Raw genomic sequence first — 18,485 nt, forward strand, 5'->3', positions numbered from 1 at the left:
GCGGCCCTCCCGAAGAGGATCCCCGGCGGTTACGCCGGGGGAGCGGGAGCCGGGGCGGGCTGTGCCGCTTCGGCGGGCAGCGGGCCCTCCTCGGGAACGAAGAACGAACCGACGGTCGGCAGCACGTAGCAGGTCGCGTTGGTGTAGCCGACGGTGCCGAAGATCGATGCCACGACGGTGCCGGCCCCCGTCGCCACGACCTTGTTCAGCGCCGGGTAGCCGCCCTCGGTGACGCCGTCGAGGGGCAGGATTCCGCTGGCGCCGGTGTTGGTGTTGATCCACGCGACGTTGAGTCCCGAGGACTTCACGACACCGGGGTACGCGGAGAGGGCCTGGAAGCTGATCTCGTTCGCCTTCACCTCGGCGGTGGGCCCGGTGGTGCCCGACGCCAGCGTCAGCGTGACCGGTGCGACGGTGCCGCAACCCACGGTCGGTGCGGTGTAGAGGAACGGGGTGTACGCGCCCGCGACGTCATGCAGCACCGTGGACGTGGCCAGCGCCTCGACCGCGGCCTTCGCCTCGGGCTTGTCGGCCTGGGTGCGCAGTTCGGCGAGGCCGGGGACGTCGGGGGTGGCCGGTTCGGCCGCTGCCGTGCCCGACAGGCCGAAAGTCGCCGCGATACCGACCGTTGCCGCCGCGATCGTGCGTCGCATCACGCTCATACCGTCCACCTGAACTCCTCGTTGTCTCGTCCGGGCGGCTCTGCAGCGCCGCCCGAGCGGAGAATTTACCCGAGAGAGCGGAAACAGTCAGGACCAGCTGCCGCCGCCGGCCAGCGTATCGGCGCGCGCGCCGTCGAGGGATTGCCGGATGATGTCGGCGTGACCGGCGTGCCGGGCGAGTTCCTCGATCTGGTGCAGCAGCATGTACCGGACCGTGAAGACGACCCCCGGCGCCATCCACTGCGCCACGTCGGCGGGCAGGTCGACGTCGCGATCCAGATCGGTTTCGGCGGCGACCGCGGCCTCGGTGGCGCGCTGTGCGTCGTCGAAGCGGGCGAGGAGGGTGTCGACGGTCTCGTCCTCAGTGACGTTCCATGCGGCCATCCACGCTGCCACCGGGTCGTCGCCGACATCGCGCGGAGCCCCGGTGATGCGGGAGGTCATCGCCTCTTCGCCGTCGATCACGTGCTTGAGGAGGGACGCCAGGCTCAGCTCGCTGGCGCTGGGCACACTGCGGGCCTGCTCCTCCGTCAGCCCGGACATCGCGTTGCGGAAGGCGGTGCGCTGGTTGTCCAGCATGAGGAGAAGGAGTCCGCGCTCGTCGGAGATGGGGTTCTGGGTGCTGGGTGTCTCGGTCATGAGTTCAGTGTGGCGCGAATAGCGGACACCTACTGTCCTGGATCGACACTCTGCGCGCGTCCCCAGCGGTTCGGGCAGGACCGACCTACGATCGAGGCACTGTCCGGGGAACGCCCCTGTTCCTGTGATCGAGTCGCGAACCGAGGTGCTTATGGCCCTGGAAGATTCGTCGTCGGCCTTCGCCGACCCGTCCCGGGAGGGCGCGGCCTCACCGGAGCACGACCTCGAAGGCCACCTCATCGAGGCCCGGTCCGAGGACTTCTTCCACGCCAGAGAACTGCAAGTGAACAACGAGTGGTTCAAGACCGCGGTGTTCTACGAGGTGCTGGTCCGCGCGTTCTTCGATTCCTCCGGCGACGGAACGGGCGATCTCCAGGGGCTGACGTCCAAACTCGACTACCTGTCCTGGCTCGGGGTCGACTGCCTGTGGCTGCCGCCGTTCTACGATTCGCCGCTACGCGACGGCGGTTACGACATCCGCGACTTCCGCGCCGTGCTCCCGGAGTTCGGGACGGTCGAGGATTTCGTCCAGCTCTTCGATCAGGCGCACCGCCGCGGGATCAGAGTCATCACGGACCTGGTCATGAACCACACGTCCGACACGCACGCGTGGTTCCAGGAGTCGCGCACCGACCCCGATGGCCCGTACGGCGACTTCTACGTGTGGTCGGACCGTGACGAAGGGTATCCGGACGCGCGCATCATCTTCGTTGACACCGAGACGTCTAATTGGACGTGGGATCCGGTGCGCAAGCAGTACTACTGGCATCGGTTCTTCTCCCATCAGCCGGACCTGAACTACGACAATCCCGACGTCCAGGACGCGATGATCGACGTGCTGCGATTCTGGCTGGACCTCGGAATCGATGGCTTCCGGCTGGACGCCGTGCCCTACCTGTTCGAGCGGGAGGGCACCAACTGCGAGAACCTGCCCGAGACGCATGCGTTTCTCAAGAAATGCAGGGCCGTCATGGACGCCGAGTACCCGGGGCGGGCGCTTCTCGCCGAAGCCAACCAGTGGCCGTCGGACGTCGTGGAGTACTTCGGGGAGCCGGACGTGGGCGATGAGTGCCACATGGCGTTCCACTTCCCGTTGATGCCCCGCATCTTCATGGCCGTGCGCCGGCAGAACCGGTTTCCGATCTCCGAGATCCTCGCGCAGACCCCGCCGATTCCGAGTTCGTGCCAATGGGGAATCTTCCTCCGGAACCACGACGAGCTGACCCTCGAAATGGTGTCGGACGAGGAGCGTGACTACATGTATTCCGAGTACGCGCAGGATCCGCGGATGAAGGCGAACATCGGCATCCGGCGACGTCTCGCGCCGTTGCTCGAGAACGACCGCAACCAGCTCGAGCTGTTCACCGCGCTGCTGCTGAGTCTGCCGGGTTCGCCCGTTCTCTACTACGGCGACGAGATCGGCATGGGCGACAACATCTGGCTCGGCGATCGGGACTCGGTGCGGACTCCCATGCAGTGGACGCCCGACCGCAACGCCGGATTCTCCCGTGCCGACCCAGCCCGGATGTACTTGCCGGTCATCATGGATCCCACGTACGGCTACCAGTCGGTGAACGTCGAGGCGCAGATGAACTCGACCAACTCGTTGCTGCACTGGACCCGGCGCCTGATCCAGGTTCGCAAACAGCATCCGGCGTTCGGAACGGCGTCGTTCACCGAACTCGGCAGTGCGAACCCGGCCGTCCTGTCGTATGTGCGGGAGACGCCGCCGAGCCAGGACCGCCCGTACAGCGACGTCATCCTGTGCGTCAACAACCTGTCCAGGTTCCCGCAGGCGGTGATCCTGGACCTCACCCAGTTCGCCGGCCGAATCCCCGTGGAGCTCACCGGTTCCGTTCCCTTCCCCTCGATCGGGGACGGCGGGTACATGATCACACTCCCCGGTCACGGATTCTTCTGGTTTGCGCTGCAACCGGATCCGAAGTCCGACGGCGCGGTGAGCGGACACCCGGTCAGCAGCGAAGCGGAACAGGCGGTGCAGCAGTGAACGAACCCACCAGTGAACGCATTCCCGACGAGACCCTCGAGCGGCAACTCGTCCGGTGGTTGCCGGACCGGCGGTGGTTCGCCGCGAAGGGCACCACCATCGCGGCGGTGCGGATCCTGCTGCGCCACGAACTGACGACGGCGTTCGGGTTCTCCGCCGAGCATCTCCTGGTGTCGGTGGAGTTCGAGGCAGGACCGCCGCAGGTGTATCAGATACCTCTGGGTTTTCGCAGTCATCTGCCGGAGGACCTCGAGCCGTGGGCGCTGCCGGACGGCGACGGGAACATCATGATCGCGTACGACGGCCTGCACGATGCCGAGATCATCACCTTGTACGCCGACCTGCTGTCGGAGGCCGAGGGATCGGGGCCGGTGCAGTTGAAGACGGTGCCGGGCACGGTGATCGAACCGGGGCTCCGCGGGCGGACACTCGGTGCGGAGCAGTCGAACACGTCGGTGGTGCTGGGGGAGAAGCTCCTGATGAAGATCTTCCGGCTGGTCACGCCGGGCGTGAACCCGGACGTAGAACTCCACCTCGCGCTCGCCGAAGCGGGCAGTGAATACGTGGCGACGCTGCGGGCGTGGATGGAGACGGACGTGGCCGGGATTCTGACCACCCTCGCGATGGTCCAGGATTTCGAGGCCAACTCGGCGGACGGGTGGAGCATGGCGCTGGGCAGCGTCCGCGACCTCCTGATCGAAGCGGATCTCCACGCCGCGGAGTTGGGGACGGACTTCGCCGGTGAGTCCTATCGGATGGGCGCTGCGGTCGCCGAGGTGCATGCCACCCTGGCGCGTGCGCTCGGTGCGGAGGAACGACAGGTGGCGTCGACGACCGTGGAGGCGATGACGCGCAGGCTGGACGCCGCCACCTCGATCGTTCCCGAACTGGGGGAGGTGGCGGCGGCGGTGCGGGGCAAGTTCGCCGAGGCGGAAGCTCTGGGCGCCACCACCGTCCAGCGGATTCACGGCGACCTCCACCTCGGTCAGGTGCTGCGGACACCGGAGCGGTGGCTGCTCATCGACTTCGAGGGGGAGCCCGCCAAGACGCTCGACGAGCGCCGGGAACGGGATAGCCCGTTGCGGGATGTGGCGGGAATGCTGCGGTCCTTCGACTACGCCGCTCACCACCTACTGGCAGATTCGGTGCCGATGGGAGCGATGGGGGCGGCGTCGCAGCGGGACTTCCGCGCGAGGGAGTGGGCGCAGCGCAACGCCGACGCCTTCTGTGAGGGCTACGCCTCCGTGTCGGGCACCGACCCACGCGAGGCGGCGGCGTTGCTCCGAGCCTACGAACTCGACAAGGCGGTGTACGAGACCGTGTACGAGGCGAGGAACCGCCCTAATTGGATCGGCCTGCCCCTCTCCGCCATTCGCAGACTCACCTCAGCACCTCGGTGAGCGTCGGGGACGACACCGTGCCCGTGTCGAACTGAGTGCGGTACAGCTCCTCGTATCGGCCGCCCGCGGCGAGCAGCTCGGAGTGGGTGCCGCGTTCGACGATGCGCCCGGCCTCGACCACGAGGATCAGATCGGCCGCGCGGACGGTCGACAACCGGTGCGCGATCACCACCGCGGTCCGCCCGGCGAGGGCCTCGCCCAAGGCCTCCTGGACGGCGGCCTCGGACGTGGAGTCGAGGTGCGCCGTCGCCTCGTCGAGGATGACCACCCGCGGATGTGCGAGTAGCAGGCGCGCGATGGTCAGCCGCTGGCGTTCGCCTCCCGACAGCCGGTAGCCGCGTTCGCCGACCACCGTGTCGAGGCCGTCGGGCAGGGCCGCGACGAGGTCGGTGAGCCGCGCCCGTTCCAGCACCTCCGCGAGTTCGGCCGGCGTGGCACCCGGCCGGGCGAGCAAGAGGTTGGCCCGCACGGTGTCGTGGAAGAGGTGCCCGTCCTGAGTCACCATGCCGACGGTGGCCCGCACGGAGTCGGCGGTCAGGTCGCGCACGTCCACCCCGCCGAGTTTCACCGAGCCCGCGTCCGCGTCGTAGAGCCGGGGAACCAGTTGGGCGATGGTGGACTTGCCGGCTCCGGACGATCCCACCAGGGCGACCATCTGCCCGGGTTCGGCACGGAACGACAGCCGGTGCAGCACGTCGACGCCGCCGCGGGTGTCGAGGGTCGCGACCTCCTCGAGCGATGCCAGCGACACCTTGTCGGCCGAGGGATACGCGAATTCCACGGAGTCGAACTCGACGGATACCGGGCCGTCGGGCACCGCGACCGCGTCGGGCTTCTCGGCGATCAGCGGCTTCAGGTCGAGGACCTCGAAGACGCGCTCGAAGCTCACCAGCGCGCTCATCACATCCATCCGTGCGCTGGCCAGCGCCGTGAGGGGTGAGTACAACCGGGTCAGCAGCATCGCCATCGCGACGACTGCTCCCGCGTCGAGTTGTCCGCGCAGTGCGTAGAACCCACCCAGCCCGTAGACGAGCGCCAGCGCGAGAGCGGACACGAGAGTGAGCGCGGTGACGAACACCGACTGCAGCATCGCGGTGCGGACACCGATGTTCCGCACCCGCCTGGCCCGGACCGCGAACTCGGCGGACTCCTCCGACGGGCGGCCGAACAGCTTCACGAGTGTGGCACCCGGCGCCGAGAACCGCTCCGTCATCTGAGTGCTCATCACCGAATTGTGGTTGGCCGCCTCACGATTGAGTTGAGCCAGCCGCGCGCCCATCCTGCGGGCGGGCAGGACGAAGATCGGCAACAGCAGCAGTGCGCACAGCGTGATCTGCCAGGAGATCCCGATCATCACGATGAGCGTGATGCCGAGCGTGACGAGGTTGGACACCACGCCCGACAGCGTGTCGCTGAACGCGCGTTGCGCACCGATCACGTCGTTGTTGAGGCGGCTGACCAGCGCGCCGGTCCGAGTGCGGGTGAAGAAGGCGATCGGCATCCGCTGCACGTGGTCGAACACGGCGGTCCGCAGGTCGAGGATCAGGTTCTCGCCGATGCTCGCGGACAGCCACCGCGTCCACAGGGCGAGGGCGGATTCGAGTACGGCGATGACCGCGATGAGTGCCGCGAGGCGTACGACGACGGACACCGCGTCGCCGCCGACGATGGCGTTGACGACCCGGCCCGCCAGCACCGGGGTGGCCACCGCCAGCGCGGCCGTGACGACGCTGAGCAGCAGGTACCACCCGAGGCTGCGGCGGTGTGGCAGGGCGAACCGGGCTATCCGCCGCAACGTCGTGCGGGAGAAGGGTCGACGATCCTCTTGGGCGTGCATCGCGTTGTACATCGCGTTCCACGCCGTGACTTCCATGCTCATGCCAGCGGCCTCCTGTCGCTATCCCCCCACGGTAGAGCCGGGGTATGACACGACGGTAGAACCTCAACGTTACTCGAGGTCAAGCGGCGAGCGCGGAAGCGCTACTTCGCGACGTCCACGACCACCCGCGTCGGGTCGGACAGAGTCGACACCGTGAAGGGGCGGCCCGGTTGCGTCACGCCGATGAACGACTGCGTGACGCCTTCGAACACGAGCGCGCCGTTGACCTCCGTCACCGTGCCGCCGGGAACACCGGGGACCGGGTCGGGGCCCGAGTATCCCTCCACATCACTGTCGAACGGGTACGCCGAGCCGTCGATCTGCACCTGCAGGATGCCGTTGCCCGACACCGGAATCGTCCTGCCGCTGCCGTCCTGCACCGCCTCGTCCACATACGCGACCCGCCAGCCCGGTGTGCCCTTGCCGCCGAGTTCATACACCACGCGGTCGAATCCGTCGTGCTCGCCGACGCGGACGTCGGTGACCGTGAGCTTCGCGGACTCGGACGCCGCGGACGATTTCGGCGACGCGTCGGTCGGGATCGGCGCCGACTCGGATTCGAGGGCGCTGCTGGTGGTGGCGGCCGCGGCCGGTGACGTCGCCGCCACACTGCTGGGGGAGTTCGACTCCGAGCATCCGGTGAGCGTCAGGGCCAGGGCGCAGGCGGCGAACGCGGCGAAGGGACCGATCCGGTGGTTGATCATGATCCGATCGTAAGCCGGGGCCGATCAGAGAAGGGGGAGACCCTGGCGTGGCGTCGCGATCGCGTCCAGGTACAGCCAATTGCCGTCCTCACGGACGAATCGGCTGTTCTCGTGCAGCGATTCGCGGTGGCCGTCCAGTACGTAGTGCGCGCGGAACTCGACGGTTCCGGTGGTGTCGAGCAGTCCGCCGCCGCTCGTGGCCAGGATGTCGAGGCGGGTCCAGCGCTGCTCCGGATCGAGGTCCAGGGTCCCGGGCCGGGTGCTCGGATGCCATGTCGCGAGCAGGTAGTCGGCATCCAGGACGGCGAACGCGCTGAACCGTGATCGCATGAGACGCTCGGCGGTGGGCGCCGTCGCCTCGCCGCGGTGATACCTCCCGCAGCACTCGTCGTACGGTTCACCGAGCAGGCAGGGGCATCGAACGGTCACGATCCCAGTATGGACGGCGGTCACACGAGCTTGTGCGTGCGGTCCTTCCAGTACGGCGCGCGCAGTTCCCGCTTGAGGATCTTGCCGGTGGGGTTGCGGGGGAGCAGGTCGACGACGTCGACCGTCGTCGGGCACTTGAACTTCGCCAGACGCTGGCGGGTGTAATGGATCAGCTCGTCCGGTTCGATGGTCGTCCCGGTCACCGGTACGACGACGGCCTTGACCGTCTCACCCCAGTGGTCGTCGGGCACGCCGATCACCGCCACCTCCGCCACCGCCGGGTGTTCGACGAGCACCCGTTCGATCTCGGGCGAGTACACGTTCTCACCGCCGGTGATGATCATGTCCTTCAGGCGGTCCTCGATGAACACGAAACCGTCGGCGTCCGCCCGTCCCATGTCGCCGCTGCGCAACCACCCGTCGGCGGTGATGGCCTCCGCCGTCGCCTCGGGCTTGCCGAGATAGCCGGGTGTGCGTTGTTCGGAACGCCACCACAGTTCCCCCGTCTCGCCGGGAGCGACGTCCTCGGTGGTGGCCGGGTCCACGATGCGCATCTCCACCCCGGGAATGGGCTGTCCCGCCGACGCCATCCTCTCCTCCTGTGCCGCGTCGCGATGCACCTCGGGCAGCAGCGCGGTGACGACACCCGCGCACTCGGTCATTCCGTAGACCTGGACGAACTCCGCCTCGGGCCAGGCGGCGAGCGCGCTGCGCAGCAACGGCAGCGGCATCGGCGCCGCGCCGTACGTGATGCGGTGCAGCGCACCGAACGCGGCCACGGCCTGCTCGCCGGCGGCGAGCACTCCGGCTATCACCGGCGGCACCAGGAACGCGATGTTCGCACCCGCAGCGAGCGCGCCGAACAGGGACGGGGCGTCGGCCTCCCGGGTGAAGTGGCACCGGGCGCCGGCGTGCACGCCCATGATGGCGTAGCAACTTCCGCCGACGTGGAACAGCGGCATGGCGACGAGGAGGCAGTCGTCGTGCCGCGCGGGCAGGATCTCGAGCACCGCGGTGCTGTGGGCGATCAGGTTGCGGTGGGTCAGCTGAACGCCCTTCGGCCTGCCGGTGGTTCCCGAGCTGTACAGGATCAGCGCGGTGGCATCCGCTCCCACCTCCGGCCTCGACGACAGCACCGGCGCCTCGGCAAGCCACGGCTCGAACTCGTCGTGCTCCCCGCCGACGGTGATGATCTGCTCGATACCGGTCAACCGGTCGCGCAGTGCCATGACCTGTTGGAGGAACTCGTTGCCCACGAACAGGATCCGCGCCCCGGAATCGTTGATCACGTAGTCGAGTTCCTCACCGGCCAGCCGCCAGTTGGGAACCGCGGCGGCCGCGCCGAGGAGCGACGCGGCGTAGGTGACCTCGAGGCAGGACAGATGGTTCTTGTCGACGAACGCGACCGTGTCGCCGGCCCCGATTCCGCCCTCCGCCAAGGCTCCCGCGATGTGCAGGATCCGGTCGTGCCACCCGGACCACGTGTATTCGGTGCCCTGGAACTGCACGGCGACGTCGTCCGGTCGGACCTGCGCCCAGTGCGCGAGTCGGTCGAAGATGATCTCGTTGTCGGCGTCCGACATGCGCCCACCTCTCGTCTGTGACGTCAGTCACATCAGGCTAGTAGCCGGTGATTCGATCAGTGACGTTTTGCCTCACGCGGCCGAACTGCTTCGGCTCTGTGCGTCCGCGCGTCGCAGCGCGGCGGTGCCGAGGGCGCCGACCACGATCAGGGTGATGCCCAGCCAGTCGGGGTCGTTGTCCGTGACGAGCATCGCGATACCCACGCCGACCACGAACGGCGGCAGGAAGTCGAACAGTTTGACGAGGGGTGGTGCCACTTCTTCCGGTTCCCCTGGCTCCCGCGGCGCCTGCGCGCTCGCCACGTCCGGATACCACTCGGTGAAGGACAGCGCGAACAGCAACGCCCCGATCGGGATGATCCAGCCCGTCCAGAAATTGTCCGGCTGGTCGAGGACCAGGTCGCCGTACAGTCCAGCCGCCGCCGACACCGTGAAGGACAGTGCCCACACCAGCGTGATGAGCTGGTTGACCTTGAGGAACAGCGGCGAGGTCCAATACTCCTCGGGTGTGGTCTCTTTCGCGTACGGCAGGGTGAACGGATTGCGCAGTAGCAGCGACCCGAACGCGAAGGCGACCAGCGCCAGGCTCGACATCTCGCCCGACCACTTCTCCAGCCAGGTGATCAGGTCGTCGGACGCGAACAGTCCGATCGCGGCGAGGCACCCGAAGTAGAGGATGTCGAACACTTCGAGAGGTTTGAGGGTTCCGCCGCGGCGGTGGCTGAGGAACAGGAACAGAATCGACAACCCGAGAGCGGTGGCGACCGATTCCTCGAACCGCCCGGGGCCGGACAGCAGCGACATCACGATCCACGGCGCCAGACCGGCGAACGGTGATTGCAGGAAAGCGTCGAGGAACCGCGATCCGGCCCGGGGTTTGGGGGATTCGATGGCCATGAGGCTCTCCTTCGCACCGGCGATACCGGAATTCTCCCAGGTCGGTACTTCCGTTGTGGGCGTTTCCGCGGGGGTCTCCGTGTCGGAGATCACGGCCGCGGCGACCGAAGATCAGGGTGGTCCCTGATGGCGGGCCGCAGCGGGTGTCGACAAGATGGAGGAGTGCGCCGCGCGTGCACCGTCCCGGCCCGTCACCACGGGGCCGGACCGCACAAGAGAAATACGAAAGGCGATCATGAGCACGCATGCCCCCGCTGTCGCTGCCCGTGCTGTCGAGCTGTCCAAGACGTACGGCACCGGCGACACCCAGGTCCACGCGCTCAGCGCGGTATCCGCGGAGTTCGCCCGTGGTGAGTTCACCGCGATCATGGGACCGTCCGGTTCCGGTAAGTCGACGCTGATGCACTGCCTGGCCGGTCTCGATGCGGCCAGTTCGGGTTCCGTCCTCATCGGCGACACCGAGCTGACGACCCTGACGGACAAGCAGATGACGCAGCTGCGACGTGACCGGATCGGCTTCGTGTTCCAGGCGTTCAACCTGGTGCCGACGCTGACGGCACTGGAGAACATCACCCTTCCGCTAGACATCGCGGGCCGCAAGCCGGACGCCGCATGGCTCGAGAACGTGCTCACCAAGCTCGGACTGCAGGACCGTCTCGAGCACCGCCCCGGCGAGTTGTCCGGCGGTCAGCAACAGCGCGTCGCGTGCGCGCGCGCCCTGGCCGGGCAGCCGGAGATCATCTTCGGTGACGAGCCCACCGGCAACCTCGACTCCAAGTCCTCGGGTGAGGTGCTGTCGATCCTGCGGGCCGCGGTGGACGAGTTCCATCAGACCGTCGTCATCGTCACGCACGATCCCCGCGCGGCGGCCTACGCCGACCGGGTGGTCTTCCTCGCCGACGGCAAGATCGTCGACGAACTGCGTGACCCGACGGCCGATTCGGTCCTCGACACCATGAAGCGACTCGACGAGCCCGCTCACGCCCTCGCGTCCGACGCGGCGGTCTGACCGCATGGCGTCCACATCCAGCGCCCCGATGCGCAAGGTGTCGCTGCGCAACCTGGCGGCACACAAGGTCCGGCTGGCACTGACGGTGCTGTCCGTGGTGCTCGGCACCGCGTTCGTCGCCGGTTCCTTCGTCTTCACCGACACACTCCAGAAGACGTTCGACTCGATCTTCGAGAACACCGCGCAAGGGGTCGACGTGCGGGTGTCGAGCGAGGAGCGCAACTCCAGCGGAGTGCCCCTCGCCGACCTCGACACCATCACCGCGCTGGACGGAGTGCGCGCGGTGGCACCTGCCGTCAGCGGGCAAATCGTCCTCATCGACTCCGACGGTGCCGCCGTCCAGACGGGTGGTGCGCCGAGCATCGGCGAGTCCTATCTGCCGCCGGGCCAGGCGCTCGGTGAACCCGACGAGTACGTTCAGGGCGGCCCGCCCGCTCAGGTCGGCCAGATGGCCGTCAACGCCAGTGCCGCAGAACGCGCGCAACTGGCGGTCGGCGACACCGCCAAGGTTCTCGTGCCCGCTCGCGGCATGGTCGACGTCACCGTCTCCGGCATCTACGACACCGGCAACGAGACCGGTGGATTCATCGGCGCGACGTTCGTCGACTCGCAGGCCCGCGAACTGTTCACCGACGGCAAGCACGTCGAGTACATCGACGTCGCCGGAACGGGTGTGTCCCAGACCGAACTGCGCGACGAGATCGCCGCGGCCCTTCCCGACGCGAAGGTCCAGACCGGCGACGAGGTGCGCGAGGAGACCAAGGCGCAGGTGACGGAGGCGCTGAGCTTCATCAACTACTTCCTCCTCGCATTCGGTGCGATCGCCCTGCTCGTCGGCACGTTCATCATCTACAACACGTTCTCGATGATCGTGGCCCAGCGCCTGCGCGAACTGGCGCTGCTCCGCGCGATCGGTGCCAGCCGCAAGCAGGTGGGCCGTTCCGTGGTCTTCGAGGCCCTCGTGGTCGGCGTGATCGGCAGCGCGATCGGGATCGCCGCCGGCGTCGGCCTGGCCTACGGTCTGCGCGGACTGCTGAACGCGTTCGACGTCGGTCTGCCCGAGGGTCCCCTGCAAGTGGGGCCGCGCACGATTCTCATCGCCCTCGTGGTCGGGGTGCTCGTGACAACCGTCAGCGCGTACGCACCCGCCCGGCGCGCGTCCAAGGTCCCGCCGGTCGCGGCGATGCGGGAGGAATTCGCGTCCACCGGCGACTCACTGCACGTGCGCACCATCGCCGGTGCAGTCCTCGGTGTCCTCGGCGTCGTGGGACTCGTCATCGGTTCGCGGGGCACGGGTGGTGGCGCGGCCGCCGTCGTCGGTGCCGGCGCGCTCGGTCTGATCCTCGCCGTGCTGTTCGCCGCCCCGGCGTTGTCCCGCCCGATCGTCGGAGCTCTCGGCGCGGTGCTGGCCAAGCCGTTCGGTCCGGTCGGGCGCCTGGCCCGCACCAACGCCGTGCGGAATCCGCGCCGCACGGCGGCCACCGCCTTCGCGCTGACGCTGGGTCTGATGCTCGTGTCCGTCATCGGCGTGTTCGGCGCGTCCGCGAAGGCCAGCGTCAACCAGCTCGTCGACTCGGGGGTGTCCGCCGACTACGTGCTCACCGGCCCCAACCAGATCGGTGTGCCCAGCGGCGCGGCGAGAGCCGTGCGGAACCTCGACGACGTCCAGAGCGCCGCCGCCCTGCATCCGGTGTCCGTGAAGGTCGACGACGAGCAGGAGCAGGGCGCGTCGCTGGACGGCCCGCTCGAGGGCGTCCTCGACTACGAGCTCGTCGAGGGTGGCGCCGATCTGACGGGCAACCACCTCGTCGTGTCCCAGACGACGGCCGCGCAGAAGGGCTGGACGCTGGGGACGACCGTCCCGATGACGAGCGCCGACGGGAAGGTCGTCGACGCCGAGGTGACAGGCGTCTTCGAAGACAACCAGCTGGTCGGCGACTGGCTCGTCTCGGACGACGTGTACCGCCAGGTGATGCCGGCCGCGACCATTCCCGATCTGGCTGTCCTCATCGACGCGAAACCGGGTGCGGATCTGACGCAGCTGCGAGCCGACCTCGAATCCGCGACCAAGCAGTTCGTCGTGGTTCAGGTGCAGGACCGGGAACAGTTCAAGGGAACACAGGGGCAGCAGATCGACACTCTCCTCGCCATCCTGTACGGACTGCTCGCACTCGCCGTCGTGATCGCGATCCTCGGCATCATCAACACGCTCGCGCTGTCGGTGGTCGAGCGCAGGCGGGAGATCGGCATGCTCCGCGCGGTCGGAATGCAGCGGTCGCAGATGCGTCGCACGATCTACCTGGAGTCGATGCTCATCGCGGTGTTCGGTGCGGCCGTCGGCGTGCTGCTCGGCATCGCATTCGGGTGGGGTTTCGTGAGCACCCTGAAGGACCAGGGTCTCGACCAGGTGACGGTGCCGTGGGGGCAGGTGATCGCGATGCTCCTCGGATCCGGTGTGGTCGGTGTGCTCGCAGCGCTGTGGCCGGCGAGCCGCGCCGCCCGCACCCGGCCCCTCGAGGCCATCGCCGACCTCTGACCGTGAGTACTTGTTAACCGCGGACGGTTAATAAGTACTCACGGGCGCGGAGCGCGTTTGATATGACTTGTGCCAGAGATGTGATGGCGGTCATGTTCGTCGCAGGGGCAGATTGGGCGGGTACGGGGACAGTGCAGAGAATTGTGATCGTCGGAGCGGGCCTGGCAGGTCTGCGCACCGCCGAGGAGCTCCGGCGGGCCGGATACGAGGGTGACCTGGTGCTTCTCGGCGGTGAACCGCACCTTCCGTACGACCGTCCGCCGCTGTCGAAGGAAGTGATGCGCGGGGAGAAGAGCGACACCACGCTCAAGCCGCGTGAGTTCTTCGACGAGAAGAACATCCAGTTGCGTCTGGGCGTCGAGGCGGTCGCGGTGGACAGCGGATCCCGCATCCTGAGACTCGCCGACGGCACAGAACTCGGCTACGACGAACTGGTGATCGCCACCGGCCTCGTGCCGCGGCGGATACCCGGTCTCCCGGACCTCGCGGGCGTCCACGTTCTCCGTTCCATCGACGAGAGCCTGGCGTTGCGCGCGGACCTCGCCGAGGGCAAGCGCGCACTGATCGTCGGGGCGGGGTTCATCGGCTGCGAGCTGGCGGCGAGCATGCGGGCGGGTGGCCTCGACGTGGTGCTGGTGGAGCCGCAGCCGACGCCGCTCGCGTCCGTGCTCGGCGAGAAGATCGGCGGACTCGTCGCCCGGCTGCACACCGGCGAGGGGGTCGATCTGCGGGCCGGTGTCGGGCTCACGTCGCTGGTGGGCACCGACCGGGTCACCGGAGCCGTCCTCGGCGACGGAACCGAGGTGGACGTCGACGTCGTGGCGATCGGAGTCGGCTCGGTGCCGGTCACCGCGTGGCTCGACGGCTCCGGCGTCGAACTGGACAACGGTGTGGTGTGCGACGGCGTCGGACGCACGGCGGTCCCGCACGTGTGGGCGGTCGGCGACGTGGCCGCGTGGCAGCTGCGGGTGGGCGGTCGAAAACGCGTCGAACACTGGAGCAATGCCGGTGAGCAGGCCAAGATCCTCGCCGGGGCGTTGACCGGGACCGGCGACGAGAACGCCGCCGCTCAGGTCCCGTACTTCTGGAGCGACCAGTACGACATCAAGATCCAGGCCCTGGGCACGGTGGCGGCCACCGACGAGGTGCACGTGATCAAGGACGACGGCCGCAAGTTCCTCGCCTACTACGAGCGGGACGGCATCCTGGCCGGTGTCGTCGGCGGTGGAATGGCGGGGGGCGTCATGAAGATGCGGGGCAAGATCGCGGCGGGAACGCCGATCGGCGAGGTCCTCGAGGCCGCGTCGGCGTAGGCGGCCGGGCGGGGGCGCGATAGATTCTCCGAGTGATTGTTGCGCTCATCGACTCGGGTCTCGGCATGCTGCCGACGTCGGCGTGGCTGCGCAAGTTGCGACCCGACCTCGATCTGATCCTCGCTCTGGATCCGGACGGGGCTCCGTGGGGTCCCAAACCGGAACAGTGGGTGATCGACCGCGTTCTCGCGACCGCGCAGCGCTGCCTCGACCGCGGAGCCGAGGTGATCGTGCTGCCGTGCAACACGGCGAGTGTCACCGCACTCGACCACGTCCGGGAGTTCGTCGGACCGGCAGTTCCGGTCGTCGGCACGGTTCCTGCGATCAAACCGGCGGCTGCCGCGTGTGAGTCGGTGGCCGTCTGGGCGACCGCGGCGACGACGGCGAGCCGGTATCAGGCGGATCTGATCGAGAAGTTCGGGAACGGCAGTTCCGTCGTGGGTGTCGCGTGCCACGGCCTCGCCGAGGCGATCGACCGCGGCGAGCGGGACGCGGCCACCGCTGCCATCGCCTCGGCCGTGGAGCGCACACCCGACGATGTGGGCGGGGTGGTGCTGGGCTGCACCCACTATCCGTTGATGGCCGACGAGATCGCGGCGCAGCTCCCCGCCGGGGTTCGGCTGTTCGACAGCGCCGAGGCGGTGGCGACGCAGACCCTCCGCCGCATCGATGCGTTGAACCGTCCGAGCGCGGGGGAGGGCACCGTCGAGGTCTTCCTCAGCGGGAGGCCCGGGCGTCTGCCCGCGAGCGCCGAGGCGTTCCCCGCCGGTCAGCTGTTGTCGGCGGGGCGTTCTCAGCCGAGCTGAACCATCCCGGCCGCCACGACGCGTGCGACGTTGTCGAGTTCCTCGCCGTGCCGTCGCGGCAGGTCGTCGAGGTCGTGGAGGCGGTCGCTGCCGGCCACGGAGAACATCGCGGCCACCCACGCCGTCGCGCAGGCCCGGAGCGTTCCGGGTTGCACGGGGTAGGGCGAACTGGCCTGCAGGAGACGCTCGGTGATGTCGCTGAGGTAGTCGCGGAACCGTCGCAGGTGCGCACGGACGTCCGGGTGGGTCTCGGCCTCGCGCCAGATGATCACGCGCATCACCGACGAGTGGTGGTCGCGCAGATTCAGCGCGTTGTCGAGGTTGACGAGGCTGGCGGCGGGGTCACCCGGAGTCACCAGGGGGCCCACGTCGCCGAAGGGTTCGGTCGGCAGTCTTTCGGACAGCAGCGCCAGAAGGATGTCGGTCTTGGAGGGGAAGTAGTAGAACACCAGTCCTTTCGGGACGTGCGCGGCAGAGGCGATCGATGCGGTGGACGTGGCATCGAATCCGTGTACGGCGAAGAGGGATTCGGCAGCGTCGAGAATCAGTTCCCGGGCGTCGCCGTCGATCTTCGCGCTGCGCCGCCGCCGGCCTTTCCGCGGTTGGGGGCCACCGGGCTTACCGAGATGGGGTGTTGGCATGGGCCTTTCCGGACGTGAACGGCGGGGCACAGGCCGTAAGCCTGTGCCCCGCCCCAATCGATGTTCTCGGTGCTGTGGTTCACGGATCAGTGATGAGTCGCCAGCCCTCCGTGTCCGTGCATCCGGGAACTCATCATCGGCAATCCGGTGACAGCCACGACGACTGCCAGGACACCGACGACCCATGCGGTCCACGACGCGCCTGTGAATGCGTCGAAGTTCATCACCCACGGGGAGAGGAACAACAGCACTCCGAAGACGGCCATCGCGTACTCGGCCACAGTCATCTCCGGGCGGCTCATATGGACGAGACCGGAGAGGGCCACGAGTACACCGAGCACGATGAGTGACCACATCGCGGCGTTGTTGGTGTCGAGCCACAACGGCGAGAGCGCCGCGAAAACTCCGATCACGATCGCCACCACATCTTGCATACGACTCCACGATCTCATGTCCAGCCTCCTCGAAAATGGATTGTGTCCACCTCGAGTACACGCCTGATTGACCGACCGATCAATACCTGGCTCGTTGCAGTCGGATAACGCGAACTGCAGGTCAGAGTATGTTTCGTGATCTTCGACCGCACTGTCACGGCGACTGTCGGTCACCTGTGGGACAGTGCGTTCGTGACTTCCACCGCGGACGACCTGAAGCGCGCACTCGACGAGTTGTCGGACGCGGCCGACGCCGTCAATCTGGCACGGTTCTTCAAGACCGGTCCGGGGGAATACGGGGAGGGCGACGTCTTCATCGGCGTGCGGGTTCCCGGGACGCGCAGCGTGGTCCGTGCTCACGCCGATCTGGACCTTCCGGAGGTGACGGTGCTTCTCGACAGTCCGGTGCATGAGCATCGACTGGCGGGGCTGCTAGTGCTCGCGACGCAGTTCGACCGGGCGGCGAAGGTCGGTGACGACGCCCTGCGCGAGAAGATCGCTTCCTTCTACCTCGACCTGGTGCTGCGGGGACGGGTGAACAACTGGGATCTGGTGGATTCGTCCGCCGACCGGATCCTGGGCGCGTGGCTGTACGACCGGCCGCGGGACCCGGTGTTCGCGCTGGCCGCGGACGACGACCTCTGGCGGCGCCGCGTGGCGCTGCTCAGTACGTTCGGTTTCATCCGCCGGGGTGACGCTTCCACGACACTCGAGGTCGCGGAGTCCGTCCTGGGTGATCGCCGCGACCTCACGCAGAAGGCGACGGGCTGGATGCTGCGCGAGGTCGGTAAGCGGGTCGACCGCGACCTGCTCACCGGTTTCCTCGACCGGCACGCTGCGGCGATGGGTCGCACCGCGCTGACGTACGCGTGTGAGCATCTGACCGCCGAGGAGCGCGCGGGCTACCGCGCGATGAGGTGACCGGATACCCGCTACATTCGGGTGGCATGACTGCTCCCGCGCCCACTCGCCGCCGCCGACGTGCCGGGCTGATCGTCGCCGCCGTCGTTGCGGTGCTGGTCGTCGTGGCGGGAGGGGTGTTGTGGCTGGCGCCGGACCGTTACCTGCCCTGGGACACCGCGGAATTCCCGGCCGTCGACACGACCGCGTTGTCGCCGCAGCAGGCACGGATCGTCGGGCTGCTCGAGGCCGAACACGACAGGCAGCGGCCGGGCACGTTCTACTCCGAAGGGGTCGAAGAGCCCTGGTGTGCGGACTTCGTCAGCTGGATCATGCGGGAAGCCGGCCGGCCACTGTCGAATCCGAATTCCGGGCACTGGCGGATTCCCGGGGTCTACACGTTGCAGGAGTACTACGAGTCGCAGTCGCGGTTCGAAGAGGTCGGTGGCGGATACCGCCCGACCGTCGGGGACGTGGTGCTCTACGACAACAGCAGCTGGGTCGGCCAGCACACCAACATCGTCGTCGCCGTCGACGGGGACACCGCTACGACGGTCGGCGGCAACGAGTTCGGCCGTATCCGCGTCCACACCGTGGACTGGTCGAGCGACTCCGCCGTCGTCGGCTTCGGCCGGCTCGGGTGAG

At 68.0% G+C, this 18,485-nt stretch carries 17 protein-coding genes; 8 read left to right on the plus strand and 9 right to left on the minus strand.

What is annotated here, in order from left to right:
* Positions 1–29 precede the first annotated feature (29 nt).
* Entirely contained in the window at positions 30–662 is a 633-nt protein-coding gene (locus tag PSR88_RS30695; RefSeq protein ID WP_037197346.1) for a hypothetical protein, read from the minus strand.
* Between the two features lie 87 nt (positions 663–749).
* Positions 750–1,301 (minus strand): DUF664 domain-containing protein, encoded by a 552-nt coding sequence (locus tag PSR88_RS30700; RefSeq protein ID WP_009479277.1) that lies wholly within the window; start codon positions 1,299–1,301, stop codon positions 750–752.
* 151 nt (positions 1,302–1,452) lie between these two features.
* Between PSR88_RS30700 and treS the strand changes: the two genes are divergently transcribed.
* A complete protein-coding gene (gene treS / locus PSR88_RS30705; protein ID WP_029539482.1) occupies positions 1,453–3,309 on the plus strand; it encodes a maltose alpha-D-glucosyltransferase in 1,857 nt (618 codons plus the stop codon).
* Complete coding sequence (locus PSR88_RS30710) at positions 3,306–4,709, plus strand: maltokinase N-terminal cap-like domain-containing protein (protein ID WP_009479280.1); 1,404 nt, start codon at positions 3,306–3,308, stop codon at positions 4,707–4,709. The genes treS and PSR88_RS30710 overlap by 4 nt, the downstream gene beginning before the upstream one ends.
* Here the strand turns inward: PSR88_RS30710 and PSR88_RS30715 are convergent.
* From PSR88_RS30715 to PSR88_RS30735, 5 genes are all read right to left on the minus strand, one after another.
* The gene (locus tag PSR88_RS30715; RefSeq protein WP_009479281.1) at positions 4,690–6,588 is read right to left on the minus strand and encodes an ABC transporter ATP-binding protein; all 1,899 of its coding nucleotides are present in this window, start codon (positions 6,586–6,588) and stop codon (positions 4,690–4,692) included. The two genes, PSR88_RS30710 and PSR88_RS30715, sit on opposite strands and share 20 nt — an antisense overlap.
* 101 nt (positions 6,589–6,689) lie before the next feature.
* Complete coding sequence (locus tag PSR88_RS30720; RefSeq protein WP_016883286.1) at positions 6,690–7,292, minus strand: hypothetical protein; 603 nt, start codon at positions 7,290–7,292, stop codon at positions 6,690–6,692.
* A gap of 24 nt (positions 7,293–7,316) precedes the next feature.
* Positions 7,317–7,745, minus strand: coding sequence for a YchJ family protein (locus PSR88_RS30725; RefSeq protein ID WP_011598089.1), 429 nt, complete (start codon positions 7,743–7,745; stop codon positions 7,317–7,319).
* Positions 7,742–9,304, minus strand: a complete 1,563-nt coding sequence (locus PSR88_RS30730) for a long-chain-fatty-acid--CoA ligase (RefSeq protein WP_009479284.1) — start codon at positions 9,302–9,304, stop codon at positions 7,742–7,744. Before PSR88_RS30730 ends, PSR88_RS30725 begins: the two co-directional genes overlap by 4 nt.
* Positions 9,305–9,376: 72 nt before the next feature.
* Positions 9,377–10,294 (minus strand): hypothetical protein, encoded by a 918-nt coding sequence (locus tag PSR88_RS30735; RefSeq protein ID WP_016883285.1) that lies wholly within the window; start codon positions 10,292–10,294, stop codon positions 9,377–9,379.
* Positions 10,295–10,436: 142 nt separating this feature from the next.
* On the opposite strand from PSR88_RS30735, the gene PSR88_RS30740 reads away from it, so the two are divergent.
* From PSR88_RS30740 to PSR88_RS30755, 4 genes are all read left to right on the plus strand, one after another.
* Positions 10,437–11,210: an ABC transporter ATP-binding protein gene (locus PSR88_RS30740; RefSeq protein WP_005239421.1), complete on the plus strand. Its 774-nt coding sequence runs from the start codon at positions 10,437–10,439 to the stop codon at positions 11,208–11,210.
* Positions 11,211–11,214: 4 nt separating this feature from the next.
* Positions 11,215–13,746 carry an ABC transporter permease gene (locus PSR88_RS30745; RefSeq protein WP_009479288.1) on the plus strand — a complete coding sequence of 844 codons (2,532 nt, stop codon included), beginning with the start codon at positions 11,215–11,217 and terminating at the stop codon, positions 13,744–13,746.
* An 83-nt stretch (positions 13,747–13,829) separates the two neighbouring features.
* Positions 13,830–15,059 carry an FAD-dependent oxidoreductase gene (locus PSR88_RS30750; RefSeq protein ID WP_016883284.1) on the plus strand — a complete coding sequence of 410 codons (1,230 nt, stop codon included), beginning with the start codon at positions 13,830–13,832 and terminating at the stop codon, positions 15,057–15,059.
* A gap of 32 nt (positions 15,060–15,091) precedes the next feature.
* Complete coding sequence (locus tag PSR88_RS30755) at positions 15,092–15,865, plus strand: glutamate racemase (RefSeq protein ID WP_009479290.1); 774 nt, start codon at positions 15,092–15,094, stop codon at positions 15,863–15,865.
* Here the strand turns inward: PSR88_RS30755 and PSR88_RS30760 are convergent.
* Positions 15,853–16,506, minus strand: coding sequence for a TetR/AcrR family transcriptional regulator (locus PSR88_RS30760; RefSeq protein ID WP_011598094.1), 654 nt, complete (start codon positions 16,504–16,506; stop codon positions 15,853–15,855). The genes PSR88_RS30755 and PSR88_RS30760 overlap by 13 nt on opposite strands.
* 86 nt (positions 16,507–16,592) lie before the next feature.
* Positions 16,593–16,958 carry an SPW repeat protein gene (locus PSR88_RS30765; protein ID WP_029539480.1) on the minus strand — a complete coding sequence of 122 codons (366 nt, stop codon included), beginning with the start codon at positions 16,956–16,958 and terminating at the stop codon, positions 16,593–16,595.
* A gap of 174 nt (positions 16,959–17,132) precedes the next feature.
* Here PSR88_RS30765 and PSR88_RS30770 point away from each other — a divergent pair, with 174 nt between their 5' ends.
* Both PSR88_RS30770 and PSR88_RS30775 read left to right on the plus strand, forming a co-directional pair.
* A complete protein-coding gene (locus tag PSR88_RS30770; protein ID WP_051004180.1) occupies positions 17,133–17,861 on the plus strand; it encodes a DNA alkylation repair protein in 729 nt (242 codons plus the stop codon).
* 26 nt (positions 17,862–17,887) lie between these two features.
* Entirely contained in the window at positions 17,888–18,484 is a 597-nt protein-coding gene (locus PSR88_RS30775) for a CHAP domain-containing protein (protein ID WP_016883281.1), read from the plus strand.
* Position 18,485 lies beyond the last annotated feature (1 nt).

Origin of the sequence: Rhodococcus sp. DK176 (genome assembly GCF_038447315.2) — a bacterium.
GTDB lineage: Bacteria > Actinomycetota > Actinomycetes > Mycobacteriales > Mycobacteriaceae > Rhodococcus_F > Rhodococcus_F jostii_A.

Bases quoted from the DNA above. Each gene is read 5' to 3' on its own strand.
- PSR88_RS30775 (WP_016883281.1), top strand. From the start codon at position 17,888: ATGACTGCTCCCGCGCCCACTCGCCGCCGCCGACGTGCCGGGCTGATC.
- treS (WP_029539482.1), top strand. From the start codon at position 1,453: ATGGCCCTGGAAGATTCGTCGTCGGCCTTCGCCGACCCGTCCCGGGAG.
- PSR88_RS30715 (WP_009479281.1), bottom strand. From the start codon at position 6,588: ATGAGCATGGAAGTCACGGCGTGGAACGCGATGTACAACGCGATGCAC.
- PSR88_RS30720 (WP_016883286.1), bottom strand. From the start codon at position 7,292: ATGATCAACCACCGGATCGGTCCCTTCGCCGCGTTCGCCGCCTGCGCC.
- PSR88_RS30765 (WP_029539480.1), bottom strand. From the start codon at position 16,958: ATGAGATCGTGGAGTCGTATGCAAGATGTGGTGGCGATCGTGATCGGA.
- PSR88_RS30750 (WP_016883284.1), top strand. From the start codon at position 13,830: ATGGCGGTCATGTTCGTCGCAGGGGCAGATTGGGCGGGTACGGGGACA.
- PSR88_RS30740 (WP_005239421.1), top strand. From the start codon at position 10,437: ATGAGCACGCATGCCCCCGCTGTCGCTGCCCGTGCTGTCGAGCTGTCC.
- PSR88_RS30745 (WP_009479288.1), top strand. From the start codon at position 11,215: ATGGCGTCCACATCCAGCGCCCCGATGCGCAAGGTGTCGCTGCGCAAC.
- PSR88_RS30760 (WP_011598094.1), bottom strand. From the start codon at position 16,506: ATGCCAACACCCCATCTCGGTAAGCCCGGTGGCCCCCAACCGCGGAAA.
- PSR88_RS30730 (WP_009479284.1), bottom strand. From the start codon at position 9,304: ATGTCGGACGCCGACAACGAGATCATCTTCGACCGACTCGCGCACTGG.
- PSR88_RS30695 (WP_037197346.1), bottom strand. From the start codon at position 662: ATGAGCGTGATGCGACGCACGATCGCGGCGGCAACGGTCGGTATCGCG.
- PSR88_RS30700 (WP_009479277.1), bottom strand. From the start codon at position 1,301: ATGACCGAGACACCCAGCACCCAGAACCCCATCTCCGACGAGCGCGGA.